Source organism: Kitasatospora sp. NPDC127116 (assembly GCF_042677365.1).
Classification (GTDB): Bacteria; Actinomycetota; Actinomycetes; order Streptomycetales; family Streptomycetaceae; genus Kitasatospora; species Kitasatospora lactacystinica.
On the sequence record NZ_JBHXTL010000062.1, the window covers coordinates 1 to 25,168 of the forward strand.

Annotated in this window: 26 protein-coding genes; 12 read left to right on the top strand and 14 right to left on the bottom strand. The window is 72.6% G+C overall.

Going from position 1 to position 25,168, the window contains the following annotated elements; all coding sequences use genetic code 11:
• The 6 genes from ACFVHV_RS23685 to cobU form a co-directional block, all read right to left on the bottom strand.
• Positions 1-348: biotin/lipoyl-containing protein (locus ACFVHV_RS23685; RefSeq protein WP_380353202.1), on the bottom strand; the 348-nt coding region annotated here is incomplete at its 3' end.
• A gap of 80 nt (positions 349-428) precedes the next feature.
• Positions 429-1,835 carry a dihydrolipoyl dehydrogenase gene (lpdA, locus tag ACFVHV_RS23690; RefSeq protein WP_359897017.1) on the bottom strand — a complete coding sequence of 469 codons (1,407 nt, stop codon included), beginning with the start codon at positions 1,833-1,835 and terminating at the stop codon, positions 429-431.
• Positions 1,836-2,264: 429 nt separating this feature from the next.
• Positions 2,265-3,767, bottom strand: coding sequence for a leucyl aminopeptidase (locus ACFVHV_RS23695; RefSeq protein WP_359897019.1), 1,503 nt, complete (start codon positions 3,765-3,767; stop codon positions 2,265-2,267).
• Between the two features lie 258 nt (positions 3,768-4,025).
• The gene (locus ACFVHV_RS23700) at positions 4,026-4,817 is read right to left on the bottom strand and encodes an adenosylcobinamide-GDP ribazoletransferase (protein ID WP_359897020.1); all 792 of its coding nucleotides are present in this window, start codon (positions 4,815-4,817) and stop codon (positions 4,026-4,028) included.
• Between the two features lie 86 nt (positions 4,818-4,903).
• Positions 4,904-6,028, bottom strand: a complete 1,125-nt coding sequence (locus ACFVHV_RS23705) for a nicotinate-nucleotide--dimethylbenzimidazole phosphoribosyltransferase (protein ID WP_380353205.1) — start codon at positions 6,026-6,028, stop codon at positions 4,904-4,906.
• A gap of 28 nt (positions 6,029-6,056) precedes the next feature.
• Positions 6,057-6,644 carry a bifunctional adenosylcobinamide kinase/adenosylcobinamide-phosphate guanylyltransferase gene (gene cobU / locus ACFVHV_RS23710; protein WP_380353207.1) on the bottom strand — a complete coding sequence of 196 codons (588 nt, stop codon included), beginning with the start codon at positions 6,642-6,644 and terminating at the stop codon, positions 6,057-6,059.
• 109 nt (positions 6,645-6,753) lie between these two features.
• On the opposite strand from cobU, the gene ACFVHV_RS23715 reads away from it, so the two are divergent.
• The gene (locus tag ACFVHV_RS23715) at positions 6,754-6,954 is read left to right on the top strand and encodes a hypothetical protein (protein ID WP_359897024.1); all 201 of its coding nucleotides are present in this window, start codon (positions 6,754-6,756) and stop codon (positions 6,952-6,954) included.
• An 82-nt stretch (positions 6,955-7,036) separates the two neighbouring features.
• On the opposite strand, the gene ACFVHV_RS23720 is transcribed toward ACFVHV_RS23715, so the two are convergent.
• Positions 7,037-7,777, bottom strand: a complete 741-nt coding sequence (locus tag ACFVHV_RS23720) for a methyltransferase domain-containing protein (protein ID WP_359897136.1) — start codon at positions 7,775-7,777, stop codon at positions 7,037-7,039.
• Between the two features lie 158 nt (positions 7,778-7,935).
• The gene (locus tag ACFVHV_RS23725) at positions 7,936-8,535 is read right to left on the bottom strand and encodes a DUF3043 domain-containing protein (RefSeq protein WP_359897026.1); all 600 of its coding nucleotides are present in this window, start codon (positions 8,533-8,535) and stop codon (positions 7,936-7,938) included.
• 316 nt (positions 8,536-8,851) lie between these two features.
• Here ACFVHV_RS23725 and ACFVHV_RS23730 point away from each other — a divergent pair, with 316 nt between their 5' ends.
• Entirely contained in the window at positions 8,852-9,640 is a 789-nt protein-coding gene (locus ACFVHV_RS23730) for a PspA/IM30 family protein (protein WP_359897138.1), read from the top strand.
• Positions 9,641-9,676: 36 nt separating this feature from the next.
• Positions 9,677-9,970 (top strand): hypothetical protein, encoded by a 294-nt coding sequence (locus tag ACFVHV_RS23735; protein WP_359897028.1) that lies wholly within the window; start codon positions 9,677-9,679, stop codon positions 9,968-9,970.
• A gap of 82 nt (positions 9,971-10,052) precedes the next feature.
• Here ACFVHV_RS23735 and nadA read toward each other — a convergent pair whose 3' ends face one another.
• Positions 10,053-11,237: a quinolinate synthase NadA gene (gene nadA, locus ACFVHV_RS23740; RefSeq protein WP_380353208.1), complete on the bottom strand. Its 1,185-nt coding sequence runs from the start codon at positions 11,235-11,237 to the stop codon at positions 10,053-10,055.
• Positions 11,238-11,456: 219 nt separating this feature from the next.
• Between nadA and ACFVHV_RS23745 the strand changes: the two genes are divergently transcribed.
• The 3 genes from ACFVHV_RS23745 (at position 11,457) to ACFVHV_RS23755 (ending at position 14,591) form a co-directional block, all read left to right on the top strand.
• On the top strand, positions 11,457-12,380 hold the full coding sequence (locus ACFVHV_RS23745) for an NADP-dependent oxidoreductase (protein ID WP_380353210.1): 924 nt from the start codon (positions 11,457-11,459) through the stop codon (positions 12,378-12,380).
• A gap of 137 nt (positions 12,381-12,517) precedes the next feature.
• On the top strand, positions 12,518-12,982 hold the full coding sequence (locus tag ACFVHV_RS23750; RefSeq protein ID WP_359897033.1) for an Lrp/AsnC family transcriptional regulator: 465 nt from the start codon (positions 12,518-12,520) through the stop codon (positions 12,980-12,982).
• A 241-nt stretch (positions 12,983-13,223) separates the two neighbouring features.
• Entirely contained in the window at positions 13,224-14,591 is a 1,368-nt protein-coding gene (locus tag ACFVHV_RS23755) for a pyridoxal-dependent decarboxylase (protein WP_359897036.1), read from the top strand.
• A gap of 59 nt (positions 14,592-14,650) precedes the next feature.
• On the opposite strand, the gene ACFVHV_RS23760 is transcribed toward ACFVHV_RS23755, so the two are convergent.
• On the bottom strand, positions 14,651-15,511 hold the full coding sequence (locus ACFVHV_RS23760; protein WP_359897037.1) for a GNAT family N-acetyltransferase: 861 nt from the start codon (positions 15,509-15,511) through the stop codon (positions 14,651-14,653).
• A gap of 245 nt (positions 15,512-15,756) precedes the next feature.
• Here ACFVHV_RS23760 and erpA point away from each other — a divergent pair, with 245 nt between their 5' ends.
• On the top strand, positions 15,757-16,110 hold the full coding sequence (gene erpA / locus ACFVHV_RS23765) for an iron-sulfur cluster insertion protein ErpA (RefSeq protein WP_359897039.1): 354 nt from the start codon (positions 15,757-15,759) through the stop codon (positions 16,108-16,110).
• A gap of 89 nt (positions 16,111-16,199) precedes the next feature.
• On the opposite strand, the gene ACFVHV_RS23770 is transcribed toward erpA, so the two are convergent.
• Together ACFVHV_RS23770 and ACFVHV_RS23775 are read right to left on the bottom strand one after the other, a co-directional pair.
• Positions 16,200-16,889 (bottom strand): hypothetical protein, encoded by a 690-nt coding sequence (locus ACFVHV_RS23770; RefSeq protein ID WP_359897041.1) that lies wholly within the window; start codon positions 16,887-16,889, stop codon positions 16,200-16,202.
• Positions 16,890-17,001: 112 nt separating this feature from the next.
• Positions 17,002-17,208: a hypothetical protein gene (locus tag ACFVHV_RS23775; RefSeq protein ID WP_380353212.1), complete on the bottom strand. Its 207-nt coding sequence runs from the start codon at positions 17,206-17,208 to the stop codon at positions 17,002-17,004.
• Between the two features lie 273 nt (positions 17,209-17,481).
• On the opposite strand from ACFVHV_RS23775, the gene ACFVHV_RS23780 reads away from it, so the two are divergent.
• Positions 17,482-18,459 carry a carbohydrate kinase family protein gene (locus tag ACFVHV_RS23780; RefSeq protein ID WP_359897044.1) on the top strand — a complete coding sequence of 326 codons (978 nt, stop codon included), beginning with the start codon at positions 17,482-17,484 and terminating at the stop codon, positions 18,457-18,459.
• A gap of 10 nt (positions 18,460-18,469) precedes the next feature.
• Here the strand turns inward: ACFVHV_RS23780 and ACFVHV_RS23785 are convergent, their stop codons facing one another.
• Positions 18,470-19,882 carry an aminotransferase class V-fold PLP-dependent enzyme gene (locus ACFVHV_RS23785; protein WP_359897046.1) on the bottom strand — a complete coding sequence of 471 codons (1,413 nt, stop codon included), beginning with the start codon at positions 19,880-19,882 and terminating at the stop codon, positions 18,470-18,472.
• Positions 19,883-20,251: 369 nt separating this feature from the next.
• On the opposite strand from ACFVHV_RS23785, the gene coxB reads away from it, so the two are divergent.
• The 4 genes from coxB (at position 20,252) to ACFVHV_RS23805 (ending at position 24,755) form a co-directional block, all read left to right on the top strand.
• On the top strand, positions 20,252-21,106 hold the full coding sequence (gene coxB, locus ACFVHV_RS23790; RefSeq protein ID WP_380353214.1) for a cytochrome c oxidase subunit II: 855 nt from the start codon (positions 20,252-20,254) through the stop codon (positions 21,104-21,106).
• Positions 21,103-22,878: a cytochrome c oxidase subunit I gene (gene ctaD, locus ACFVHV_RS23795; protein WP_380353216.1), complete on the top strand. Its 1,776-nt coding sequence runs from the start codon at positions 21,103-21,105 to the stop codon at positions 22,876-22,878. The genes coxB and ctaD overlap by 4 nt, the downstream gene beginning before the upstream one ends.
• The gene (locus tag ACFVHV_RS23800) at positions 22,878-23,294 is read left to right on the top strand and encodes a cytochrome c oxidase subunit 4 (RefSeq protein ID WP_359897049.1); all 417 of its coding nucleotides are present in this window, start codon (positions 22,878-22,880) and stop codon (positions 23,292-23,294) included. Before ctaD ends, ACFVHV_RS23800 begins: the two co-directional genes overlap by 1 nt.
• Before the next feature lie 204 nt (positions 23,295-23,498).
• Positions 23,499-24,755 carry an Ig-like domain-containing protein gene (locus ACFVHV_RS23805; protein ID WP_380353219.1) on the top strand — a complete coding sequence of 419 codons (1,257 nt, stop codon included), beginning with the start codon at positions 23,499-23,501 and terminating at the stop codon, positions 24,753-24,755.
• Positions 24,756-24,774: 19 nt separating this feature from the next.
• Here ACFVHV_RS23805 and ACFVHV_RS23810 read toward each other — a convergent pair whose 3' ends face one another.
• Positions 24,775-25,146 carry a GntR family transcriptional regulator gene (locus tag ACFVHV_RS23810; protein WP_359897052.1) on the bottom strand — a complete coding sequence of 124 codons (372 nt, stop codon included), beginning with the start codon at positions 25,144-25,146 and terminating at the stop codon, positions 24,775-24,777.
• Positions 25,147-25,168 lie beyond the last annotated feature (22 nt).

Here is a 25,168-nt window from a genome sequence, read left to right on the forward strand (position 1 = left end):
GACCGGGGCCGGGGCGGCCGGGGCAGCGGCGACCGGAGCGGCGACCGGGGCCGGGGCGGCGACGGGCGCGGCCTCGACGGCGGGGGCCGCGGCGGCGACCGGGGCGCCCGAGCCGTCGTCGATGATCGCCAGCTCGGCGCCCACCTCGACGGTCTCGTCCTCGGCGACCTTGATCGAGGCCAGGATGCCGGAGGCCGGGGCCGGGATCTCGGTGTCGACCTTGTCGGTCGACACCTCCAGCAGCGGCTCGTCGACCTCGACACGCTCACCCTCGGCCTTCAGCCAGCGGGTGACGGTGCCCTCGGAAACGCTCTCGCCCAGCGCGGGCAGTGTTACTGAGACCGCCATGGTTTCAGCGACTCCTATCAAGTCTTGCGTACGGGAAGTACTTGCGTACGGGAAGTACCGGGAAAGGGGGTGGGGCGTGATCAGTCGTGCGCGTGCAGCGGCTTGCCGGCCAGCGCCAGGTGCGCCTCGCCCAGGGCCTCGGACTGGGTCGGGTGCGCGTGGATGAGCTGCGCGACCTCGGCCGGGAGGGCCTCCCAGTTGTAGATCAGCTGGGCCTCTCCGACCTGCTCGCCCATGCGGGCGCCGACCATGTGGACGCCGACCACGGCGCCGTCCTTGACCTGGACGAGCTTGATCTCGCCGGCGGTCTTCAGGATCTTGCTCTTGCCGTTGCCGGCCAGGTTGTACTTCAGGGTGACGACCTTCTCCTTGCCGTACAGCTCGACGGCCTTGGCCTCGGAGATGCCGACGGAGGCCACCTCGGGGTTGGAGTAGGTCACGCGCGGAACGCCGTCGTAGTCGATCGGCACCGGCTTGAGGCCGGCCAGGCGCTCGGCGACCAGGATGCCCTCGGCGAAGCCGACGTGGGCCAGCTGGAGGGTCGGGGCGAGGTCGCCGACGGCGGAGATGGTGGGCACGTTGGTGCGCATGTACTCGTCGACCAGGACGTAGCCGCGGTCCATCGCGACGCCGTTCTCCTCGTAGCCGAGGCCGGAGGAGACCGGGCCGCGGCCGATGGCGACGAGCAGCAGGTCGGCGTCGATCTGCTTGCCGTTCTCGGTGGAGACGCGGACACCGGTCTCGGTGTACTCGACGCCCGAGAAGCGGGCCTTCAGCTCGAACTTGATGCCGCGCTTGCGGAACGCGCGCTCCAGCAGCTTGGAGGAGTTCTCGTCCTCCAGCGGGACGAGGTGCGGCAGCGCCTCGACGATGGTGACCTCGACGCCGAAGGACTTCCAGACCGAGGCGAACTCGACGCCGATGACGCCGCCGCCGAGGATGACGGCCGACTTCGGGATGAAGCCGAGCTTCAGGGCGTGGTCGGAGGAGATCACGCGGTTGCCGTCGATCTCCAGGCCCGGGATCGAGCGCGGCACGGAGCCGGTGGCCAGGACGATGTGGCGGCCCTCGATGCGCTGGCCGTTGACGTCCACCGAGGTCTGCGAGGAGAGCTTGCCCTCGCCCTGGATGAAGGTGACCTTGCGGGAGGCCACCAGGCCCTGGAGGCCCTTGTACAGGCCGGCGATGACGTCGTCCTTGTACTTGTGGACGCCGTTGATGTCGATGCCCTGGAAGGTGGCCAGAACGCCGAACTCGGCGGCCTCCTTCGTCTCGTCCGCGATCTCCGCGGCGTGCAGGAGCGCCTTGGTCGGGATGCAGCCGCGGTGCAGGCAGGTGCCGCCCAGCTCACCCTTCTCGACCAGGGCGACGCTCAGGCCCAGCTGAGCGGCGCGGAGCGCCGCGGCGTAACCGCCGCTTCCGCCTCCGAGAATGACAACGTCGAAAACGGTGCTGGCGTCGTTCGCCACGTCACGTCCTCCATGCATGGGGTGGGTCGCCGGGCCGGTCGCGGTCCGGTGGGTCGGAAGCCTTTGTGGGGCGCCCAGTCGTGCCGGAAATACATCTTCGCACTTGTTCACGGTGGCTGATGTCCGGGTCCGCCCCAGGGGTGTCCCACGGAGCGGTCACCGGGGCGCGAACACCCCCGACGGAAGGGCATCATCGCAGCTCAGCGCGGTGTTGACAGCCGCCGGACGGGCGTCTTCCGCGTTGCCCGCCACAGCTTCTTCCGTACTGCGGAACAAAGTTTCGCCCGCAGCGAACAGAGGTGCGCCACGGCCACCGGTCCTACTCGCAGGTAACCGGGCCGGAACGACGGCGGGGCCCGGCGCACACGCGCCGGGCCCCGTCGCAGCGGGTCCTGGACCAGGGGGCGCCCCGGGTCCGGGGGGTGCCTGGTTCAGGGCATGCCTGGATCAGGCCTTGCCGTTCGCCCTCTGCTCGGCGAAGCGGACCAGGGTGCGCACCGCGCTCGCGGTGCCGCCCTTCGGGGTGTAGCCGTACGGCGCGCCCTCGTGGAACGCCGGACCGGCGATGTCCAGGTGCGCCCAGTCGATGCCCTCGGCCACGAACTCCTTCAGGAACAGGCCGGCCACCAGGCCGCCGCCCATCCGCTCGCCCATGTTGGCCAGGTCGGCGATGGTCGACTCGGTGAAGCCCTTGCGCAGGTCCGCCGGCAGCGGCATCGGCCAGGACTGCTCGCCCGCCTCGCCGGCCAGGACGTGCAGCTCCTCGCGCAGCTCGTCGCCGTTGGCCATCACGCCGAAGGTGCGGTTGCCCAGGGCCAGCACCATGGCGCCGGTCAGGGTGGCCACGTCGACGATGACGTCCGGGTTCTCCTCGCCGGCCCGCACGATCGCGTCGGCCAGCACCAGGCGGCCCTCGGCGTCCGTGTTCAGGACCTCGACGGTCTTGCCGCCGTACATCTTCAGCACGTCACCCGGGCGGGTGGCGGAGCCGGACGGCATGTTCTCGGCCAGCGCCAGCCAGCCCGTCACGTTGACGGCCAGGCCCAGGCGCTTGGCGGCCACCACGGCGGCGAACACGGCGGCGGCGCCGGCCATGTCGCACTTCATGGTCTCGTTGTGGCCGGCCGGCTTCAGCGAGATGCCGCCCGAGTCGTAGGTGATGCCCTTGCCGACGAACGCCAGGGTGGCCTTGGCCTTCGGGTGGGTGTAGGCCACCTTCACCAGGCGGGGCGGGTTCTCGGAGCCGACGCCGACGCCCAGCAGGCCGCCGAAGCCGCCCTTGGTCAGCGCCTTCTCGTCCAGCACCTCGACCTTGAGGCCGTGCTCCTTGCCGGCCGCCTGGGCGATCGCGGCGAAGCTCTTCGGGTTCAGGTCGTTCGGCGCGGTGTTGACCAGGTCGCGGGCCCGGTTCATCTCCTCGCCGACCGCGGCGGCGCGCTCCACGGCGGCCTTGGCGTCCTTGCTGCCCTTGCGGGCGGCCAGCAGGACCAGCTCGCCGACCGGCTCCTTGCCGTTGCCGTTGGCCTTGTACGTGCCGAAGGCGTACGAGCCGAGCAGGCCGCCCAGCGCGACCGCCTCGATGTCGGCGGCGGACTCGGCGGGCAGGGCCAGCGCGGCCTTCTTGGCGCCGGCCAGCGTACGGGCGGCGACACCGGCGGCGCGGCGCAGCGCCTCCAGCTGGTAGCCGTCCTCGGCGGCCTCGCCCAGGCCGACCGCGAGCACGAGCGCGGCCTTCAGGCCGGCGGGGGAGGGGACCTTGACGGCCTCGCCCTCGGCGCCGGTCGCGCCCAGGGTGCTGAGGACCTCGGTCAGCTTGCCCTCGAACGCCTCGTTGACGGCCTCGGCGCCGGGGGCCAGCACGATGCCCTTCGGGCCCTTCGCGACACCGATCACCAGGGCGTCCGCGCGCAGCGAGGCGGCGGAGGAGGTGCTCACAGACAATGCAGTCACGTAATGCGTCCTGTTCTTTCGCGGTCCACGGCCGGCCACGGCGAGGCTGCCGCACCGGCGCAGCCCGCCGTCGCAGGCCGTCCGCCGGCGGGCCTCCGGGGTCCGGGCCCCCTGGCGCGCGCGTCCGTCCGAGGCGGCCGCGCACACCAGAGGCCCCGGCTCCTCGGTGCGCGCCGGGCGGGCAGGACCTGCCACGGTGCAGGGCTGCGGTGCTCCACGCATGGTAGTCCGCATGCTGGGATCACGCGCCGCCCGGTATCAGCCGAGCAACGCCAGGGCGAACAGCGAGGCGGTCGCGGCGGTTTCGGCCATCGCGCCGAGCACGTCACCGGTGATCCCGCCGAACCTGCGCACACACCGTCCGAGCAGCAGTCGGGCGCAGCCCGTGCCGAGCGCAACGGCCAGCGGGAGACGGAGGGCTGACCATCCGTCGGACAGTCCCGCCGCGGCCAGGGCGAGCGCCGCGACGGCCGTCGCGGCGGCGGCTCCGACGGGCGCCACGGTGCCCGCCACCATCGCCCCCAGCCCGCCCGGCCGGGCGGCCGGCACCGACCGCAGGCAGCCCCAGGCGAGCGCGCACCGCGCGGCCGTCGCCGAGGCGAGCACCGCGAGCGCGCCGCGCAGCGGGGAGTGGGCGAACTGTCCGGCCAGCGCGGCCACCTGGGCGAGCAGGACGAGCACCAGGGTCAGCACGCCGAACGGACCGATGTCGGACTGCTTCATGATGCGCAGCGCGTCCTCGGCCGGCTTGCCGCTGCCGAGTCCGTCGGCGACGTCCGCCAGGCCGTCCAGGTGGAGTCCCCGGGTCAGCCCGGCGAGCACTCCCACCGCGGTCACCGCGCCGAGCGGCCCGCCCGCCCGCCAGGCCACCAGGGCCCCGGCCGTGGCGGCCAGCGCGCCCAGCACCAGCCCGACCAGCGGAGCCGTCAGCATCGCCCGGGCCGCCGCCGCCCGGTCCCACCGTTCCACCCGCACCCGCAGTACGGACAGCGTCCCGAACCCGAACCGCAGGCCGTCGGCCCAGGTGGCCCGATCGGTGCCGCTGGCCATGAACACGTTCCTCTCACGGCGGGAACGCCCCTGGCAGGGGCGTTCCCGGGTTGTCGTGCCGTCGGCCGGGGGCGCGGGCCGGTTCGCTACAGCTTCCGCAGCAGGTCCGCCGCCGAGGGCAGCCTCGGCTGCTCCTTCGGCGCGCTCGGCGCCATCGGCACGAACGGCTTCGGAGCCTCGTCCGCGAGCACGTCCCCCGCGGCCTGGAGCAGGGGCAGCGCCAGCAGCGCGCCGAAGCCCTCGCCCATGGTGATGCCCTGGTCCTGCAACGGCGTCAGGGTCAGCCGGTCGTACGCCTTCGCCTGGGCCGGCTCGCCGCTGGACTGCCCGGCCCGCCACCACTCGGGTGCCCGGAAGGCGATCCGCTGCGCGACCAGCGCACAGGCCGCCGAGACCACACCGTCCAGCACCACCGGCAGCCGCCGCACGGCCGCCTGGAGCAGGAAGCCGGTGATCGCCGCGAAGTCGGCCCCGCCGGTGGCGCCGAGCAGCGCGAGCTGGTCGCCGAGCACCGGCCGGGCCCGCCGCAGCGAGTCCCGGATCGTGGCGCACTTGACCATCCACACCCGGTCGTCGATCCCGGAGCCGCGCCCGGTCACCGCCGCCGCGTCCGTCCCGCAGAGCGCGCCGACCAGCACGCCGGCCACCGTGGTGGCGCCGACCCCGAGGTCGCCGAGCAGCACCAGGTCGGTGCCGGCGTCGGCCTCCTCGTCGGCGACGGCCATGCCGGCCCGGAACGCCCGGACGGTCTCCTGCGCGGTGAGCGCGTCCTCGACGTCGATCCGCCCGGAGCCGCGCCGGATCCGGTGGGTGACCACCTCGTCCGGGAAGTCGGCCGGGTCGGCGTCCACCGCGACGTCGACGACCCGCACCCGGGCGCCGTAGCGCGCGGCCAGCCGGGACACCGGCGCGCTGCCGTCGAGCACGGCCCGCACCCGGGCCGCGGTGCCGCCCTCGGCGGGCATCCGGGACACCCCGAGCGCCGCGACGCCGTGGTCGGCGGCGAACAGCAGCACCTTGGGAGCGGAGATCGGCCGCACCGGGGAGCGCCCCTGCACGGAGGCCAGCCAACTGCCCAGCTCCTCCAGCTTGCCGAGCCCGCCGCGCGGGCGGTCGGCCGCCTGCCAGCGCTCGTCGGCGGCCCGCCGGGCGCTCTCGTCGGGGCGCTCGACGAGAGAGGAGAACGTATCGAGATCCACGGTCGTGTCCATCGTCCGGAAGGCTACACGCCGAAGGTGTTCAGCCTGCGGCTGGCTTGACGGTCAGCACCTGCCCGGCCACGACCAGCAGGACCCGCTCCGAGGCGTCCGCCACGGCCATGTTGAGCCGGCCCAGGGTGTCGCGGAAGCGGCGGCCCGCGGCGGTGGCGGGGACGACGCCCATGCCGACCTCGTTGCTCACCGCGACGACCGTGCGCCCGGTGGCCGCCCAGGCGCGTGCCAGCGCCTCGCAGCGGCGCTGGACCGCGCTTTCGCCCCGGTCCGCCCAGACCTCGTCGTCCCAGGCGTCGCACTCGTCCATGACGGAGGTCAGCCACAGCGCCAGGCAGTCGACCAGCACCGGGGCCGGGTCGGTGGGGTCGGCCAGCACGGTCTCCAGGTCGCAGGTCTCGGCGGTGCGCCAGCTCGACGGGCGGCGCTCCCGGTGCAGCGCGACCCGCTGGGCCCACTCGGCGTCGCCGTCCCGGGTGCCGCCGGTGGCCACGTACAGGACGTCCGGGTGGTCGGCGAGCAGCTGTTCGGCGCGGGTGGACTTGCCGGAGCGGGCGCCGCCGAGCAGCAGGGTGCGGGGCAGCGGGGGACGGGTGGGCTCGGAGGGGGTCGCCATGCCGCCCATCCTGCCGGACCGGGCCGCCGGACCAGGCATACGGAAGATCGGGCCGGGCAGGCTATGGTGCGCAGCAACACAGGCAGCGTGGTCAGTGGGAGGAGCCGGCATGGTCTGGACGTGGCGGTACGAGAAGGCGGACGGCAGCGCGGTGACGCCCGGCGGCGGCCAGGAGGAGTTCGCGGGCCAGGGAGACGCCGAGACCTGGATCGGGGAGACCTGGAAGCAGCTCGCGGAGGACGGTGTGGACACCGCGGTGCTGCTGGACGACGACCGCGTCGTCTATGCGATGAGCCTGCGCGAGGAGTAGGCCCGACGGGGTGGGGCGGTCGCCCGGCGGCTGCTCCGCCCCGGATCCGCTCCGGCTTCGCCCGGATCGGCCCAGCCCCGGGCTACTTCGCCCCGATCACGTGCAGGAGCGCGGCGACCTGCCGGTACGGGTCGGTGCGGCCGGCCCGGTACTCGGCTTCCAGGAGCTGGGCCAGCTGCCGCCCGTCCACCGGCGGGGCCGCGTCGTCCGGGGCGTTGTCGGTGAAGACCCGCACGCCGTACCAGTGCCGCAGCGGCACCGACACCTCGGAGAGGGTGACGGTGAGGTCGCCGAGCCGGTCGGCCCGCGCGGCCAGCCCGAGCCGGTTGTAGTACCGGTCGCTCTCGAAGGCGTGCAGGGCGGCCCGCCAGTCCCCGGCGGCGGCCGGCCGCAGGGCGAGCGCGTCGCGGTTGCGGACCAGCAGCGAGAGCAATCCGCCGGGGGCCAGCAGCCGGGCCAGCGAGGCGATCATCGGATCGGGGTCGGGCAGGTACATCAGCACGCCGTGGCAGAGCACCACGTCGAAGCTGCGCGGGCCGAACCAGCGCCCGCACTGGTGGCCGTCGCCGCTGAGCAGCTGCATCCGGCCGCGGACCTCCGGCGGCTCCTCGGCGAGCGCCCCCTGGGCGACGCCGAGCGCGACCGGGTCCGAGTCGATCCCGGTGACGTAGTGGCCGGCCCGGGCCAGCCGCAGGGCCTGGGTGCCCTGGCCGCAGCCGATGTCGAGCACCCGCTGCGCGCTGCGCCCGGCGAGCTGCTCGGCGAGCTGGCGGGCGACGAGCTCCTGGCGGACGAAGTTGCGCAGCCCGCCGAGCCGGTCCAGCCAGGCGCCGGTGCCGCCCGCGAAGGACCCGCTGCGCGAGGGCAGCCTGCGCTCCTGGGCGAGACGGTCGTGGCCGCCGTCCCCCTGCCCCGGAAGCGCGTAGAGGCCGGGCCCCTCCCAGGACGGGGGGGCCCAGCCGGAGTCGACCGGTTCGGCGGTCAGGGCTTCTCCCCGCGCCGCACCTGCGGCTTGGGCAGGCGCAGCCGGCGCATCTGGAGGGTGCGCATGATGCCGTACGCGACGGCGCCGCGGGTGTTCTGCCCGGCGAAGCGCTCGGCGAGCTGCTTGCGCAGGCCGAAGCCGAGGCGGACGAAGTCCAGGATCACGAGCACGAAGAACAGCAGGAACAGCAGGGTGGAGAGCAGCTGGAGCGTCGGCACCTTGACGATGCTGAGCACCAGGATGACCACGGCGGCCGGCAGGAAGAACTCGGCGAGCGACCAGCGGGAGTCCACGTAGTCGCGGGCGAACTTGCGCACCGGGCCCTTGTCACGGGCCGGCAGGTGGCGCTCGTCGCCGTTCATCAGGGCCTGGCGCTGCTTCTCGCGCTCGGTGCGCATCCGCTCGCGCCCTTGACGGGCGGCCTCCTTGCGGTCCTTGGGCACGGTCACCCGGGTACGCCGGTTGGCCTCGGCCTCACTGCGCTTGGGGGTGGGGCGGCCCTTCTTGGCCTGCGGATCGCGGGCCTGGGTCGTCTCGTCCTGCTTCTCCAGCACGGTGGCGGAGGCGGCGGCATCATCTGAACGGCGTCGGAACACACCACCAGCGTACGGGGTGCGACGCGGCTTCCACGGGTGCCCTCGGACCCAAACGCATATCGATACCGCCAGGTCGCCGTCCGAAGCGGGTTTCCCGGGGCCTTCCCGTAGGGGATCAGTCGGATGGACGATGGGGGGTATGAGGGGCGGATCCACCCGGGGGAGGAGGAAACGCCACTGGTCCCTGTAGCAGTCTTGTTGCAGGCAGGTGCACTGCGGCGACGGGCTCGCTGCACATACACTCGTCGTGTCTGGTAACGAGATAAAGACCGCAGGCCGGAGAAGGGGGCACCCGAGGCCCATGAGCGACGGAATCATGAAGCGTATGGGGTTGATCTTCCGCTCCAAGGCGAACAAGGCCTTGGATCGGGCGGAGGATCCCCGTGAGACGCTCGACTACTCCTACCAGAAGCAGCTCGAACTGCTGCAGAAGGTACGGCGTGGTGTCGCGGACGTCGCGACCTCGCGCAAGCGGCTCGAACTCCAGCTGACGCAGCTGCAGCAGCAGTCCGCCAAGTACGAGGACCAGGGCCGCAAGGCGCTGTCGCTCGGCCGCGAGGACCTCGCCCGCGAGGCGCTGACCCGCAAGGCCAGCATGCAGTCGCAGATCACCGACCTGGAGACGCAGTACCAGCAGCTCCAGGCCGAGGAGGAGAAGCTCACGCTCGCCTCCCAGCGACTTCAGGCCAAGGTGGACGCCTTCCGCACCAAGAAGGAGACCATCAAGGCGACGTACACGGCCGCCCAGGCGCAGACCCGCATCGCCGAGTCCTTCTCCGGGATCTCGGAGGAGATGGGCGACGTCGGCCTGGCGATCCAGCGTGCCGAGGACAAGACGGCCCAGATGCAGGCCCGGGCCGGTGCGATCGACGAGCTGCTCGCCTCGGGCGCGCTCGACGACGCGAGCGGTCTCGGCCGCAAGGACGACATCGAGGCCGAGCTGGAGCGGGTGGCCGGCGGTTCCGACGTCGAGCTGGAGCTGGCCCGGATGAAGGCCGAGCTGTCCGGCCCCTCCTCGACCGGCCCCGCCGCGATCGAGCAGGGCAAGCAGGACGCCCAGCCGCAGCCGCAGCAGGACACCCCGCGCATCAATTACAACAAGTGATCTGAGCTCGACCCACGAACCAGGGAGACGCACGGCATGATCATGAGGGTCATGGGTGAGGGGCAGTACGAGGTGGGCGACGACCACCTGAGCCTGCTCAACGAGCTCGACGCCGAGCTCGTCACTGCGGTGGATTCGGGGGACGAGACGCTCTTCCGCCAGGCCTACGGCAAGCTCATCGACGCGGTGAAGCAGTACGGCACCCCGGTGCCGCTGGATTCGCTGGAGCCGTCCGAGCTGATCCTGCCGAGCGCCGACGCGACGATCGACGAGGTCCGCGAGCTGCTGATGGCCGACGGCGAGGGCGTGATCCCGGGCTTCCCCGAGTAGCGCCAGCGGCTGCTGCCAGACGAAAGGGCGGGCCCCCTCCGGTGGGAGGGGGCCCGCCCTTCGCCGTTGTCCGCGGGACGGGCTACGGCAGGGCCAGCATCCGGTCCAGGGCCGCCTTGGCGTGCTTCTCGGTCTCCGGGTCGACGGTGATCACGTTCGGCACCCGGCCCTCGACCAGCGACTCCAGTGCCCACACCAGGTGCGGCAGGTCGATCCGGTTCATGGTGGAGCAGAAGCAGACCGCGCGGTCCAGGAAGACGACCTCCTTGTCCGGGTGCGCCTTGGCCAGGCGGCGGACGAGGTTCAGCTCGGTGCCGATGGCCCACTTGGAGCCGGGCTCGGCGGCGTCCAGCGCCTTGATGATGTACTCGGTCGAGCCCACCATGTCGGCGGCCGCGACGACCTCGTGCTTGCACTCGGGGTGCACCAGGACGTTCACGCCGGGGATCCGCTCGCGGACGTCGTTCACCGAGTCCAGGCTGAACCGGCCGTGCACCGAGCAGTGGCCGCGCCAGAGGATCATCTTCGCGTCCCGCAGCTGCTCGGCGGTCAGGCCGCCGTTCGGCCGGTGCGGGTTGTAGACGACGCAGTCGTCCAGCGAGAAGCCCATGTCCCGCACCGCGGTGTTGCGGCCGAGGTGCTGGTCGGGCAGGAACAGGACCTTCTGGCCCTGCTCGAAGGCCCACTCCAGGGCGCGCTTGGCGTTGGAGGAGGTGCAGATGAGGCCGCCGTGCCGGCCGGTGAAGGCCTTGATGTCGGCGGAGGAGTTCATGTACGAGACCGGGACGGTGACGTCGGCTATGCCGGCGTCGGTCAGCACGTCCCAGCACTCGGCGACCTGCTCGGCGGTGGCCATGTCGGCCATCGAGCAGCCGGCCGCGAGGTCCGGCAGGACGACCTGCTGCCGCTCGCTGGTGAGGATGTCCGCGGACTCGGCCATGAAGTGCACGCCGCAGAAGACGATGTACTCGGCCTCGGGGCGGGCCGCCGCGTCGCGGGCGAGCTTGAAGGAGTCGCCGGTGACGTCGGCGAACTCGATCACCTCGTCGCGCTGGTAGTGGTGGCCGAGGATGAAGACGCGGTCGCCGAGCGCGGCCTTGGCCGCGCGGGCGCGCTCGACGAGGTTCGGGTCGGAGGCCGGGGGGAGGTCACCGGGGCATTCGACGCCGCGCTCGCTGTTCGGATCGGCCTCGCGGCCGAGCAGCAGCAGAGCGAGCGGCGTCGGAGTGGGGTCGACGCCGTGGGTCTCGGTGATGGTGGTGGTCACGGGCGGGTGCCCTTCTGTGCGGCCGAGCTAGCGGTGGGGCCTTTTCGTCTAACTGACGCTATCTATTCTAACCGCTTAGCGTCAGAGTGACGATGGCCATCCTGTCGATGTGACGAGAACCGCTCGCCGAAACGGACCCCCGGCGGAGCCCGATAGCCGATTCGGGGCAGTCCGGCGTGGCCGAATCGATACTTCGAAGCCCACGGGTATGGCTGAGCCATGAAAGCAATCGCGATCAACCGCTACGGCGGCCCCGAGGTGGTCGAGTACACCGACCTGCCCGACCCCAAGGTCGGACCCGACTCCGTCCTGGTCGAGGTCCGGGCGGCCGGGGTGAACCCGGTGGACTGGAAGGTCCGGGACGGCGCCCTGGACGGCATCCTCGACGCGCACTTCCCGCTGGTCATGGGCTGGGACCTGGCCGGCGTGGTGCGCGCTGTCGGCGGCGGGATCACCGAGTTCGCCCCGGGCGACGAGGTCTACGGCTACGTCCGCAAGGACGCCGTCGAGCACGGCACCTACGCCGAGCTGGTCTCCGCCCCGGTCCGCACCCTGGCCCGCAAGCCGGCCGTGCTGGACTGGGCGCAGTCCGGCGGCCTGCCGCTGGCCGGGCTCACCGCCCTGCAGGGCCTGCGGGCGCTGCGCCTCGCCGAGGGGGAGACCGTCCTGGTGCACGCCGCCGCGGGCGGGGTGGGCCACCTGGCGGTGCAGCTGGCCCGGGCCTTCGGCGCCCGGGTGATCGGCACCGCGGCCGAGCGCAACCACGACTTCCTGCGGGGCCTCGGCGCCGAGCCGGTGGTGTACGGCGAGGGCCTGGCCGACCGGGTCCGCGCGCTCGCCCCCGACGGGGTGGACGCGGCCCTCGACCTGGTCGGCCACGGTGCCGTCCAGGTCTCGGCCGGCCTGGTGGCCGACCCGGGCCGGATCGCCTCGACCACCGACTTCGGGGTCAAGGCGCTCGGCGGCCGGTACGTCTGGGTCCGCCCGGACGCCGGCGACCTCGCCGAGCTGGCCGCGATCGCCGACGACGGCCGGCTGACGGTCACCGTCGCCTCGACCTTCCCGCTGGCCCAGGCCGCCTCCGCCCAGGCGCTCAGCGCCGAGGGCCGCACCCGGGGGAAGATCGTGCTGCTCGTTCCGTGACGGCCTCCGGCCCGTCATCCTTCGGCGGTGAACTCGTCCAGGTCATCCGCCAGAATGGTGACGAACCGTTTCGGCAGTGGCAGCCCGCCGCCGGAGCGCCCCACCGACCCCCGTACGACCCGTGGAGCCCCGCACCCATGACCAGCAGCCGAGCGCACGAGGTGGTCGGGGCCGACCTGGACGAGACCGACCGGCTCCTGCTCGCCCGGCTCGGCAGCGACGGCCGTGCCTCGTACGCCGAGATCGGCCTGCAGGTGAACCTCTCCGCCACCGCCGTGCGCCGGCGGATCGACCGGCTGCGGGCGCGCGGCGTGGTGCGGGGCTTCACCGTGGTGCTCGACCCGTCCGTGCTGGGCTGGCAGACCGAGGCCTTCGTCGAGGTCTACTGCCGCGAGCGCACCGCCCCCGAGGAGATCCTCGCCAGCCTGCGGCAGTTCCCCGAGGTGATCGCCGCCTGGACGGTCACCGGCGACCCGGACGCCCTGGTGCACCTGCGGGCCGCCGACATGCGCCACCTGGAGGCCGTCATCGAGCGCATCCGGCGCGAGCCCGGAGTCCAGCGCAGCCGCTCCTCGGTGGTCCTCTCCCAGCTCATCGGGTGACCCGGGCGGTGTCCCGCGGGCCGTCGCCGGGCCCGCCGGGACCCACCGGACGCGACCTTCCCGGCCCCCACGCAGGAATCCTGCGCGGACCGGCCCGAAGACGCCCGAAACCTGCCTGACCAGCCGCGTTCCGACGCGCGGTGAGGCGCTCGTGCTGCCTACGCTGATCACGTCCGGTCGTCGCGGTGAGGCGTCCCGCCGGTCGGACGCCCCCCGACACCCCACGCCGAGAGGGACAGCCGTGTCCGCAGCACCCGACCGCATGCACCGGCCCGACAACGAACTGGTCGACCTGGTTTTCGACTACATGCGGGAGCGGCTGCAGTACGACCCCGTCCCGCTCGACCACCCCGGGGACGGCGAGCACCTGCGCGCCCAGCTGTCCGGCCTGCTGAACCAGGACGGCAACAACCCGGTCGACGTGCTCAAGCTGTACGACCACGAGCTGTCCCGGGCGGTCATCTCCGCCGACAGCCCGCGCTACCTGTCCTTCATCCCGTGCGCCCCGACCAAGGCCGCGCTGCTGTTCGACATGGTCGTCTCCTGCGCCTCCCTGCAGGGCATCTCCTGGCTGGAGGCGGCCGGCGCGATCGCCGCCGAGAACCAGGTGCTGCGCCTGATCGCCGACCGCGCGGGCCTGCCCCAGTCGGCCGGCGGCACCTTCGTCTCCGGCGGCTCGGCGGGCAACCTCTCCGCCCTGGTGGTCGCCCGCGACACCGCCCGCCGCCGACTGGGCGTCGGACCGGAGGCGCGGCTGCGGATAGCCGTCGCCGACCAGGTGCACTCCTCGGTCAAGAACACCTTCAACATCATCGGCGTCGAGGCCTTCAAGGTCCCGACCGTCGACCGCAGGTTCACCGGCGAGGCGCTGCGCGCCGCCCTGGCCGCCGACCCGAACCCGGAGACGGTGATCGGCGTCGTCGGCACCGCCGGCACCACCAACGAGGGCATCGTCGACGACCTCAAGGGCCTGGCCGAGGTCGCCCGCGAGCGCGACCTGTGGTTCCACGTGGACGGCGCCTACGGCGGCGCGGGCCTGTTCGCCCCCTCGGTGCGGGAGCGCTACGAGGGCATCGAGCACGCCGACTCCTTCGTGGTCGACCCGCACAAGTGGCTGTTCGCCCCCTTCGACTGCGCCGCGCTGATCTACCGCAACCCGCAGCTCGCCCGCGCCGTGCACACCCAGGACGCCTCCTACCTGGACGTCCTGCACACCGAGGGCGACGAGTGGAACCCCACCGACTACGCCTACCACCTGACCCGGCGCGCCCGCGGCCTGCCGCTCTGGTTCTCGCTGGCCGTGCACGGCGTCCAGGCCTACACCGACGCCATCGAGGCCGGCCTCACCCTGGCCCGCGAGACCGCGCAGCTGATCCGCGAGAACGAGCACCTGGAGCTGCTGTTCGACCCGCAGCTCTCGGCGGTCTGCTTCAAGCGCAAGGGCTGGACCAACGACGACTACTACCGCTGGTCGCAGCAGCTGCTCGCGGACCAGATCGGCTTCGTCACCCCCACCGGCTGGGACGGCGAGACCGTCGCCCGGTTCGCCTTCCTGCACCCGGGCACCACCATGGAGATGGTCCGGGAGATCCTGGACACCATGGCCTGAGCCCGCTCCCGTCACGGCCCCGTCGGCAGTCCCGGCGGGGCCGTACGCGTGCCCGCGCCCTACAGGAACGCCCCGCTCGGCAGGTACGGCGCCGGCGGCCGCATCCCGCGGACCCCGACGAAGCCTGCGGCCCGCGGCGTCAGCCCGACCTCCAGCCCGACGTCCAGCGCCCACTCCTGCTCCGCGGTCAGGTGCTCCACCCGCGCCTCGGTCCCCTCCGGCACCCGGGACAGCGCCTCGCGCAGCAGCCGGGCGGCGATCCGCTTGCTGGTGGCCGCGAGCAGCCGCACCACGCCGCCGTCCCGGTAGCAGTAGCCGCTGCCGGCCAGCGCGTCGGCGATCAGCAGCTCCTCGAAGTGGCCCAGCATCAGCTCGTGGTCCGGCCCGTGCGCGGACCCGCGCAGCCGCCGGTCCACCGAGTCCAGCAGGTGCAGGTGGGTGGCGTTGCCGCGGTGCACCGGGATGTCCCCCGGGTCGAGCAGCCCCTCCCGGTCCACCCGCCCGGCCAGCCGCATCGCCGGGTGCAGGGTGAAGCCGGCCAGCCGGTAGCGGCGGGCCGCCGCCGGGGAGTCCGCCGCGCAGACCATCCCGCGCAGACAGCCCCGGGAGTGCGCCGCCGCCCGTTCCAGCAGCAGCCGCCCGACGCCCCTGCCCTGCGCGGACGGCCGGACGGCGTACAGCGACGGCGCCCACAGGCCCTCCCGGCGGATCGACAGCACCGCCCCGACCGGCTCGCCGGCGCTCTCCGCCAGCCAGCAGCCGCCGGGATCGGTGCGCGCCAGGTGTCTGGTCCGGGCCAGTCGCAGCGGCGTCGGCCCCGGCGCCGCCGCGGCCGGGGAGGCGTCGGCGAACGCGGCGTCGGCGAGCTCCTGGACGGCCTCCGCGTCCGCGGCGGTGTCCCTGACCGGGCGAAGGATCATGGGAACCATCCTGGCGTCCGGCGGCCCGCCGCGGGGCCGGTTCGCCCGGATCCGCACCTCGCGCGGTGACCCGTCCCGCGGGGGTGTGCGAGCATGGGGAGCGTAGGGGACGCGGGTGGCACACCCGGCCCACGGATATTCGGTCGCGAACAGGCCGCAGAAATCAATCGCCGTCCGGGAAATGAAACCGGACGGCTGTTGGTTGGCACTGGCGGCAGACCGTCGTCAAGACCGGGAGAAAGCAGATGACCGTCCAGGACGAGACCACCGTCGAGAGTGGCATCCTCCTCACCGATGCCGCCGCGGGCAAGGTCAAGGCCCTGCTGGAGCAGGAGGGCCGCGAGGACCTCGCGCTGCGCGTCGCCGTCCAGCCCGGTGGCTGCTCCGGCCTGCGTTACCAGCTGTTCTTCGACGAGCGCTCGCTCGACGGCGACGTGATCAAGGACTTCGACGGTGTCAAGGTCGTCACCGACCGGATGAGCGCCCCGTACCTGGGCGGCGCCACCGTCGACTTCGTCGACACCATCGAGAAGCAGGGCTTCACCATCGACAACCCGAACGCCACCGGCTCCTGCGCCTGCGGCGACTCGTTCAGCTAGGCCCGCTGCGGAAGGCGGCCCCGGGGATCACCCCGGGGCCGCCTTCTCGTTTCCCGCCCGCGCGGGGCCGCCCGCGCCCGCGGGGACGGCTACCGTCCGGCGACGTCCGGGCTCACCGGGTCCGGCCCCATGTGCGGGTCGCCCTCCAGCGGCAGCTCCTGGCCGCTGGTCCGGTCGACGACGGTCCGCCCGGCCAGCGGCGAGCGCAGGTCGGCCGAGACCGACTGCCGCTTGGCCAGCGCGTTGCACACCTGCCCCGGCTGGACGGTGGGCGGGCCCGGCACGACCAGCACGTCCACCCGGCCCGGCTGGGACTCGTCCGCCTTCAGCGTGTACGTGGTGCAGACCCCGCCGAAGAAGTAGACGGTCAGCTTGGTGGTGCCGTCCACCCGGTAGGCGACCGGCGGACGGACGGGCGCGCCAGAACCGTTCGGGTTCGGCTCGCCCACCGCGATCCCGTTGCCCGGGGGAGTGCCGGGGGCCGGCTGCCCGGGCGCGGGCGAGGCCGGGGTGGGCGTGAAGCCGCCCGGCGGCCGGGCCGGCTGCGAGGCGCCGGAGGAACTCCCGGTCGGCGCCGCCGAGGACGGGCTCGCGGAGTCCGTCGGGGCCTGCGGGGAGGCACTCTCCGAGGCCGACGCGGCGGCCGAGCCGCTCGCCGCGGCGTCCGAGGCGGGCTTGCCGCCCCCGCCGCAGCCGGCCACCGTCATCACCGCCGCCAGCGCCAGACCCGCCAGGGCCACCGCCCGCCGACCGCGCCGGGGCATCGTCTCCGGTTCCATCTGCACATCCTCCCGAGGGTTCAGCGGTGCCGCTTCCTCGCCGCTCCGCGCGGATGTGACGTGCTCCGGTCGGATCCGGTTCCGTACCGGTCAGATCCGTTCCGGCGCGGGCTCAGAAGCCGTACTCGGCCATCCCGGCCACCATCCGCTGCGCCCCGGACGGGACCCGGAAGCCGGTCGGCGCGGGGGCGGCGGGCTGCGGACCGGCCGCGAGCTGCGGCCAGAACCGGCGCAGCCGCCGGGAGGAGTCCACCAGGGCGTCGAGCGTCTCGCCGTCCTCGGTCCGCAGGACGGGCGGGGAGCAGTGGTCGGTCATCATCGGGCATCGCTCCGATCCAGGGCCGTGGCCACGCTGCCACGGTCGACGGCGGGGCCCGCGCGACGGGCCCCCACGGCCGACCCTAGGCAGGGGCCCGGCCGCCCACCAGTGCTACCGGGAGGTAGTACACGTTCGAGGGCCACGGGTGCCACCATGGCCGTGCGGGCGGCAACTTGCGGCACTCTTGCCTGGGCGCTCCCCGGGGCCGGGTACCGTGGGTGGGTTCATCCCCGCCTGCCCGTTGGCCCCGCAGCCATCCTGAGGAGACCTTCCGTGCGTATCGCCGTTGCCGGCTCGATCGCCACCGACCACCTGATGACGTTCCCCGGCCGGTTCGCCGACCAGCTCGTCGCCGAGCAGCTGCACACCGTGTCGCTGTCCTTCCTGGTCGACACCCTGGACATCCGCCGCGGCGGCGTCGCGCCGAACATCACCTTCGGCATGGGTGTGCTCGGCCTGCGCCCGGTCCTGGTCGGCGCCGCCGGCGCGGACTTCGCCGAGTACCGCAGCTGGCTGGAGCGCAACAACGTGGACTGCGACTCCGTCCACATCTCCGAGACCCGGCACACCGCGCGCTTCATGTGCACCACGGACGAGGACCACAACCAGATCGCCTCGTTCTACACCGGTGCCATGGCCGAGGCCCGCAACATCGAGCTGAAGCCGATCGCCGACCGCGTCGGCGGCCTGGACCTCGTCCTGATCGGCGCCGACGACCCGCAGGGCATGGTCCGCCACACCCAGGAGTGCCGCACCCGCGGCTACGCCTTCGCCGCCGACCCCTCCCAGCAGCTGGCCCGCCTGGAGGGCGACGACATCCGCGAGATCGTGGACGGCGCCGCGTACCTCTTCACCAACGAGTACGAGGCCGCGCTGATCGAGAGCAAGACCGGCTGGGGCGCCGAGGAGCTGCTCACCCGCGTCGGCACCCGGATCACCACCCTGGGCAGCAAGGGCGTCCGGATCGAGCGCAAGGGCGAGGCGCCGATCCTGGTCGGCTGCGCCAAGGAGGAGGCCAAGGTCGACCCGACCGGCGTCGGCGACGCCTTCCGCGCCGGCTTCCTGGCCGGCCTGTCCTGGGACCTCGACCTGGAGCGCTCCGCCCAGCTCGGCTGCATGCTCGCCACCCTGGTGATCGAGACCGTCGGCACCCAGGAGTACGAGCTGCGCCCGGCCGCCTTCCTGAAGCGCTTCGAGGAGGCCTACGGAGCCGAGGCGGTCGCCGAGATCAGCGGGCACCTGGTCAAGTAGTCCGCCCCGCTCAGGAGCGACGCAGCACGAGGTAGGCCGAGCCCCGGTCGCCGCCGTACTCGGCGGCCGGGGCCTCGCCCGCGTACTCCTGCCCGCGCATCCCGCACCAGGCCGGGATGTCCAGCCGGGCCGCCTCGTCGTCCGCCAGCACCGCGACCGTGCCGCCCCGCGGCACCTCGCCGATCCGCTTCGCCAGCTCGATCACCGGCAGCGGGCAGCGCTTGCCCAGCGCGTCGATGACCAGCAGCGACTCCCGGGCCGCCGGCTCGGGTTCGGGCGCGGGCCCGGGCGCCGGCAGGTCCAGCCCGAGCGGCGCCCGGACGCCGGCCACCAGCTCCGGCAGCACCGCGAGGAACCGCTCCACGTCGGCCTCGGCCGTCCCGTACGGCAGCGAGACCCGCACGTTCCCCTCGGTGAGCACGCCCATCGCCGCCAGCACGTGGCTGGGCGTCAGTGTGGACGAGGTGCAGGAGGAGCCGGAGGAGACCGCGAAGCCCGCCCGGTCCAGCTCGGTCAGCAGCACCTCCCCGTCCACGTACAGGCAGGAGAAGGTGACGATGTGCGGCAGCCGCCGCACCGGGTCGCCGACCACCTCGACCTCGGGCACCAGCTGGGGCACCCGGGTGCGGATCCGCTCCACCAGCGCGTGCAGCCGGCTGTTCTCCCGCTCGGCCTCGGCGCGTACGGCGCGCAGCGAGGCGGCCGCGGCCACGATCGCGGGGACGTTGACGTAGCCGGGCACCCGGCCGCCCTCGCGCTCGTCGGCCGGCAGCGGCGAGGCGTACCGGACGCCCTTGCGCACCGCCAGCACCCCGACCCCGGGCGGGCCGCCCCACTTGTGGGCGCTCGCGGTCAGCAGCGACCAGCCCGCCGGGACGTCCATCCGCCCGGCGCTCTGCGCGGCGTCCACCAGCAGCGGGACGCCGGCCGCGGCGCACAGTTCGGCGACCTCGCCGACCGGCTGGACCGTGCCGACCTCGTGGTTGGCGCTCTGCAGCGCGGCCAGCGCGGTGTCCGGGCGCAGCAGCGCGCCGAAGGCCGCCGGGTCGGCCCGGCCGCCGCGGTCCACCGGCGCCACCGAGACCTCGCCCCCGCCCGCCAGGTGGCGTTCCGCGACGTGCAGCACGCTGGAGTGCTCCACCGCGGAGTGCGCGAAGTGGCCGCCGCGCCGCCGGTTCCCGGTCAGCGCGCCCAGCAGGCCGAGTTGGACGGCCTGGGTGCCGCTCGCGGTGAAGGCGATCTCGTCCGCCCGGGTGCCCAGCACCGCGGCCACCGTCTCGCGGGCGGCGTCCAGCAGCATCCGGGCCTGTCGGCCGGAGCGGTAGAGCCGGGCCGGATCGGCCCAGCCCTCGTCCAGGGCGGCGGTCAGAGCCTGCCGCGCGACGGGGTGCAGAGGGGCCGTCGAGGCCGCGTCGAAGTACACGGTGACATTTAACGACACACCCGGCCGGAGTCAGGGGCCCCTCGCACGGCTCACCCGCCGTCAGTCGATCATCCCGAATGTCCGCTTCGTCCGCGTCCGACGGGCCGTCACGGGCGTCGTCCGAGGTCATCCCCCGATCGGGCGTACGGACCTCGAATGCCTACGATGACCTGCGACGCAGCCCCCACCGGGCCTGATCGGGCTAGCCGGCGGCGCGTTACCGGGGGCTGCCCGTCAGGAGCGCATAAGGCTGGAGTAGGGTTTGGCCCGCATAAGCATTCAAACCGTGCCCGTGGACGGGTCGCCGGGGAGGCTCACACTCCTCCCCGGGGCGACGCGAAGGCGGGCGAGACTTCGGGAAGGCGCTACGTGAGTCCCAACGGCTCCGACCGCTCGCCGCGGCGCACGATGCGGCGGAAGCTGCCTCAGGCGCTGGCACTGGGCCTCGTCATCGCGACCGCCACCGGCTGCTCGGCCAACGACCTCCCCAGGCTTGGCCTCCCGAGTCCCGTCACCCAGGAAGGGCCCTTGGTCCTCCGGATGTGGCAGGGCTCCTGGATCGCGGCGCTGGTGGTCGGCGTACTGATGTGGGGTCTGATCATCTGGAGCGTGATCTTCCACCGGCGCAAGCGCACCGGTGTGGAGGTCCCTCCGCAGACCCGGTACAACGTGCCCATCGAGGCGCTCTACACCGCGGTCCCCATCATCATCGTCTCGGTCCTCTTCTACTTCGTCGCCCGCGACGAGGCGAAGCTGACCGCCACCTCCGAGAAGCCGCAGCACTACGTCAACGTGGTCGGTTTCCAGTGGAGCTGGGCGTTCAACTACGAGAACACCGAGACTCCCGACCCGGCCAACCGGGACGCCGCGTACGAGGTCGGTACGCCCAAGGACGCTCCGACGCTCTGGCTGCCGGTCAACGAGTCGGTTCAGTTCCGCCTCACCTCGCGTGACGTCATCCACGACTTCTGGCCCGTCAACTTCCTGATGAAGATGGACGTCGTGCCGGGCGTGGTGAACAAGTTCGAGGTCACGCCGACCGTCAAGGGCGAGTACATGGGCAAGTGCGCCGAGCTCTGCGGCGTCGACCACTCGCGCATGCTGTTCAACGTCAAGGTCGTCGACCGCGCCGACTACGACAAGCACCTGGCCGAGCTTCGTGCCAAGGGCCAGAACGGTGCGGTGCCCTCCGGCCTGATCACCATGGGAAGTGAAGAGAAGTGACAATCCTCAACGAGCCCGCCGCGGCCGGCGGGGGCGCCGAGGCCGTCACGGTCGGGGCGCAGCGGACCCGCAAGCCGGGTTCGACCATCATCAAGTGGTTGACCACCACTGACCACAAGACGATCGGCACGCTGTACCTGGGCACGTCGTTCGCCTTCTTCCTGATCGGTGGCATCCTCGCCCTGGTCATGCGTGCCGAGCTGGCTCGTCCCGGGACCCAGATCCTGTCGAACGAGCAGTTCAACCAGGCGTTCACGATGCACGGCACGATCATGCTGCTGATGTTCGCGACGCCGCTCTTCGCCGGCTTCGCGAACTGGATCATGCCGCTCCAGATCGGCGCCCCGGACGTGGCGTTCCCGCGTCTGAACATGTTCGCGTACTGGCTGTACCTCTTCGGCTCGACCATCGCGGTGGCGGGCTTCCTGACCCCGAACGGCGCCGCCAACTTCGGTTGGTTCGCCTACTCCCCGCTGTCCGACGCGGTGCACTCGCCCGGCATCGGCGGCGACATGTGGATCATGGGTCTGGCCTTCTCCGGCTTCGGCACGATCCTCGGCGCGGTCAACTTCATCACCACGATCATCTGCATGCGCGCTCCGGGCATGACGATGTTCCGGATGTCGATCTTCGTCTGGAACGTCCTGCTGACCTCGGTGCTGGTCCTGCTGGCCTTCCCGGTGCTGGCCGCCGCGCTGTTCGCCCTGGAGGCGGACCGCAAGTTCGGTGCCCACGTCTTCGACCCGGCCAACGGCGGGGCCCTGCTGTGGCAGCACCTCTTCTGGTTCTTCGGCCACCCCGAGGTGTACATCATCGCGCTGCCGTTCTTCGGCATCGTGTCGGAGATCATCCCGGTCTTCAGCCGCAAGCCGATGTTCGGTTACTCCGGTCTGGTCGCGGCCACCATCGCGATCGCCGGTCTGTCCGTGACGGTGTGGGCGCACCACATGTACGTCACCGGGCAGGTGTTGCTGCCGTTCTTCTCGTTCATGACCTTCCTGATCGCGGTCCCGACCGGTGTGAAGTTCTTCAACTGGGTCGGCACCATGTGGAAGGGCTCGCTGAGCTTCGAGACCCCGATGCTCTGGACGGTCGGCTTCCTGGTCACCTTCCTCTTCGGTGGTCTGACCGGTGTTCTGCTGGCCTCCCCGCCGATCGACTTCCACGTCTCGGACTCGTACTTCGTCGTCGCCCACTTCCACTACGTGGTCTTCGGCACCGTCGTGTTCGCGATGTTCGCCGGCTTCCACTTCTGGTGGCCGAAGATGACCGGCAAGATGCTGGACGAGCGCCTCGGCAAGATCACCTTCTGGACGCTGTTCTTCGGCTTCCACACCACCTTCCTGGTGCAGCACTGGCTCGGCGCGGAGGGCATGCCCCGCCGCTACGCCGACTACCTGGCCTCGGACGGCTTCACCACCCTGAACACCGTCTCGACCATCGGCTCCTTCGTGCTCGGCCTGTCGATCCTGCCGTTCCTCTACAACGTCTGGAAGACCGCCAAGTACGGCGAGAAGGTCACCGCGGACGACCCGTGGGGCTTCGGCCGCTCGCTGGAGTGGGCGACCTCCTGCCCGCCGCCGCGGCACAACTTCCTCACCCTCCCGCGGATCCGCTCCGAATCCCCGGCCTTCGACCTCCACCACCCGGAGATCGCCGCGCTGGACTACCTGGAGAACCACGGCGAGCCGGCCAAGCACCTCGCCGGTGTGACCCCGGCGAAGTACGACGCCCCGAAGCTGGGCAAGGGCAACAAGGAGGGCGACGCCTGATGAAGGAACAGGGAAAGATCTTCCTTGGCCTGTCGGTCTTCGTGCTGGCCATGGCCGTGACCTACGGCCTGTGGACCAACCACTCGGACAAGGGCATCGAGGCGGCCGGTACCACCGCGCTGTTCCTGGCCTTCGGTCTGTGTGCCTTCATCGGGTACTACCTCGCCTTCACCGCCCGCCGGGTGGACAGCGGCGCGGGTGACAACCCCGAGGCCGAGGTCGCGGACGACTCCGGCGAGCTGGGCTTCTTCGCCCCGCACAGCTGGCAGCCGCTCTCGCTGGCGCTCGGTGGCGCGCTCGCCTTCCTGGGCGTGATCTTCGGCTGGTGGCTGATGTTCTGGGCCGCCCCGATCATCATGATCGGCATCTTCGGATGGGTCTTCGAGTTCTACCGGGGCGAGAACCAGAACCAGTAGGTTCCCGCCTCCGCACCAGGGCCGGTCCTCCCGCACGGGGGGCCGGCCCTGCTGCGTCCCCCGGCGTTGCCGCGTTCCCCGGTCCTGCTGCGTCCCCGGGATGACGGCCTCACTCCGGTGGGTGAACGGGAAGTCCCTCGGATGTCGCTTCACCGGGGGGCGTTCCTACGATCTGATCAATCGTGCGAACCCTCGGAGGCGGTCATGGCCGACAGGCGTGGAATCGCAGCTCTAGGCGGCATCTCGCTGGCCCTCGCAGTGCTGGCCCCGCTGGCCGCCTGCACGGCCGGGGTCGACGAGCCCGCCGGGCCGCACCGGATCGACGCGGCCCCGCTGGTCCACCTCTCGGCGGACGGCACGGCCGATCCCTCCCAGCCGGTCACCGTGAGCGCGGTCCAGGGCAGCACGCTCACCGACGTCACCGTGGTCGGCCCGGACGGCCGGGTGGTCGCCGGGAAGCTCGCGGAGGACCAGCGCAGCTGGCAGACCACCGGCCGGCTGAAGGCCTCGACCGCGTACACGGTGCGGATCTCCGCCGACGACGGCAGGGGCGGCCGCGGCGACACCACCGCGAGCTTCAGCACCGTCGCCGCCCAGCGCCTGCTGACCGCCAAGCTCGGCCCGGACTCCTCCGGCACCGGCGTCTACGGGGTGGGCCAGCCGCTCACCGTGCAGCTCTCCGAGGCGGTGACGGACCCGCAGGCCCGCCAGGAGGTCGAGCGGGCCCTGACGGTCGGCTCCCAGCCCGTCGTCACCGGGGCCTGGTACTGGGTGGACGACAAGAACCTGCACTTCCGCCCGGAGGCCTACTGGCCGGCCGGCACGGCCGTCTCGCTGGCCTTCGACGGCACCGGCAGCCGGATCGCGGACGGCCTCTACGGCGGTGACCGCAGCTCGCTGAAGCTGCGGATCGGCGAGCGGGTGGAGTCGGTGATCGACGCGGCCGCCCACGAGCTCACCCTGAAGCGCGACGGCGAGGTGCTGAAGACCATCCCGGTCACCACCGGCAAGCCCGGCTTCGACACCCGCAACGGCGTCAAGGTGGTGCTCGGCCAGGAGCGGTCGGTCCGGATGAACGGCGAGACCATCGGCATAGCCGCTGGCAGCACGGAGTCGTACGACCTCGACGTGAAGTGGGCCACCCGGGTGACCTGGAGCGGCGAGTACGTCCACGCGGCGCCCTGGTCGGTCGGCTCGCAGGGCATCGAGAACGTCAGCCACGGCTGCACCGGCATGAGCACCGGCAACGCCGAGTGGTTCTACCAGCACACCCGGGTCGGGGACCTGGTGACGGTGGTGAACAGCCGGGGCGGCGCGATGGAGTCCTTCGGCAACGGCTTCGGGGACTGGAACGTCGCCTGGACGGACTGGGTCAAGCACAGCGCCTCGGGACAGCCCGTCAGCACCACCGCACCGCCCTCCCAGGCCCCCGCCGCGGGGATGATCCGCCCCGACCTCTGACGGGCCCGGGAGGGGCCCGTCAGCCCTCCGGGAAGGCCAGCCGCAGAGCGGTGTCCACGGCGGCCAGGGCGTCCGAGCGGGAGACGCCCAGGCGGCTCGCCCTGGCGGCGAACTCGGCGGCGGCCTCGGCGGTCAGCCGGTGGGCGGCGTCCCCGGTGGCGGCGATCAGCGTGCCGCGCCGGCCGTGGGTCTCCACCACGCCGTCCGCCTCCAGCTCGCGGTAGGCCCGGGCGACGGTGCCGGCGGCCAGCCCCAGCTCCTCGGCCAGGGCCCGGACGGTGGGCAGCCGCAGCCCGGTCGGCAGCTCGCCGGAGCGGGCCCGGTCGGCGATCTGGGCGCGGATCTGCTCGTACGGGGGAGTGGCCGAGGCGGGGTCGACGGACAGCTGCACGGGGGCTCCTGGTGGCGCGGCG

Coding starts and splice junctions, on each gene's coding strand:
- erpA (WP_359897039.1), top strand. CDS start 15,757: ATGACCGTCCAGGACGAGACCACCGTCGAGAGTGGCATCCTCCTCACC.
- ACFVHV_RS23800 (WP_359897049.1), top strand. CDS start 22,878: ATGAAGGAACAGGGAAAGATCTTCCTTGGCCTGTCGGTCTTCGTGCTG.
- ACFVHV_RS23775 (WP_380353212.1), bottom strand. CDS start 17,208: ATGATGACCGACCACTGCTCCCCGCCCGTCCTGCGGACCGAGGACGGC.
- ACFVHV_RS23805 (WP_380353219.1), top strand. CDS start 23,499: ATGGCCGACAGGCGTGGAATCGCAGCTCTAGGCGGCATCTCGCTGGCC.
- ACFVHV_RS23705 (WP_380353205.1), bottom strand. CDS start 6,028: ATGGACACGACCGTGGATCTCGATACGTTCTCCTCTCTCGTCGAGCGC.
- ACFVHV_RS23770 (WP_359897041.1), bottom strand. CDS start 16,889: ATGGAACCGGAGACGATGCCCCGGCGCGGTCGGCGGGCGGTGGCCCTG.
- ACFVHV_RS23730 (WP_359897138.1), top strand. CDS start 8,852: ATGAAGCGTATGGGGTTGATCTTCCGCTCCAAGGCGAACAAGGCCTTG.
- ACFVHV_RS23750 (WP_359897033.1), top strand. CDS start 12,518: ATGACCAGCAGCCGAGCGCACGAGGTGGTCGGGGCCGACCTGGACGAG.
- ACFVHV_RS23700 (WP_359897020.1), bottom strand. CDS start 4,817: ATGGCCAGCGGCACCGATCGGGCCACCTGGGCCGACGGCCTGCGGTTC.
- ACFVHV_RS23745 (WP_380353210.1), top strand. CDS start 11,457: ATGAAAGCAATCGCGATCAACCGCTACGGCGGCCCCGAGGTGGTCGAG.
- ACFVHV_RS23715 (WP_359897024.1), top strand. CDS start 6,754: ATGGTCTGGACGTGGCGGTACGAGAAGGCGGACGGCAGCGCGGTGACG.
- ACFVHV_RS23760 (WP_359897037.1), bottom strand. CDS start 15,511: ATGATCCTTCGCCCGGTCAGGGACACCGCCGCGGACGCGGAGGCCGTC.
- lpdA (WP_359897017.1), bottom strand. CDS start 1,835: ATGCATGGAGGACGTGACGTGGCGAACGACGCCAGCACCGTTTTCGAC.
- cobU (WP_380353207.1), bottom strand. CDS start 6,644: ATGGCGACCCCCTCCGAGCCCACCCGTCCCCCGCTGCCCCGCACCCTG.
- ACFVHV_RS23735 (WP_359897028.1), top strand. CDS start 9,677: ATGATCATGAGGGTCATGGGTGAGGGGCAGTACGAGGTGGGCGACGAC.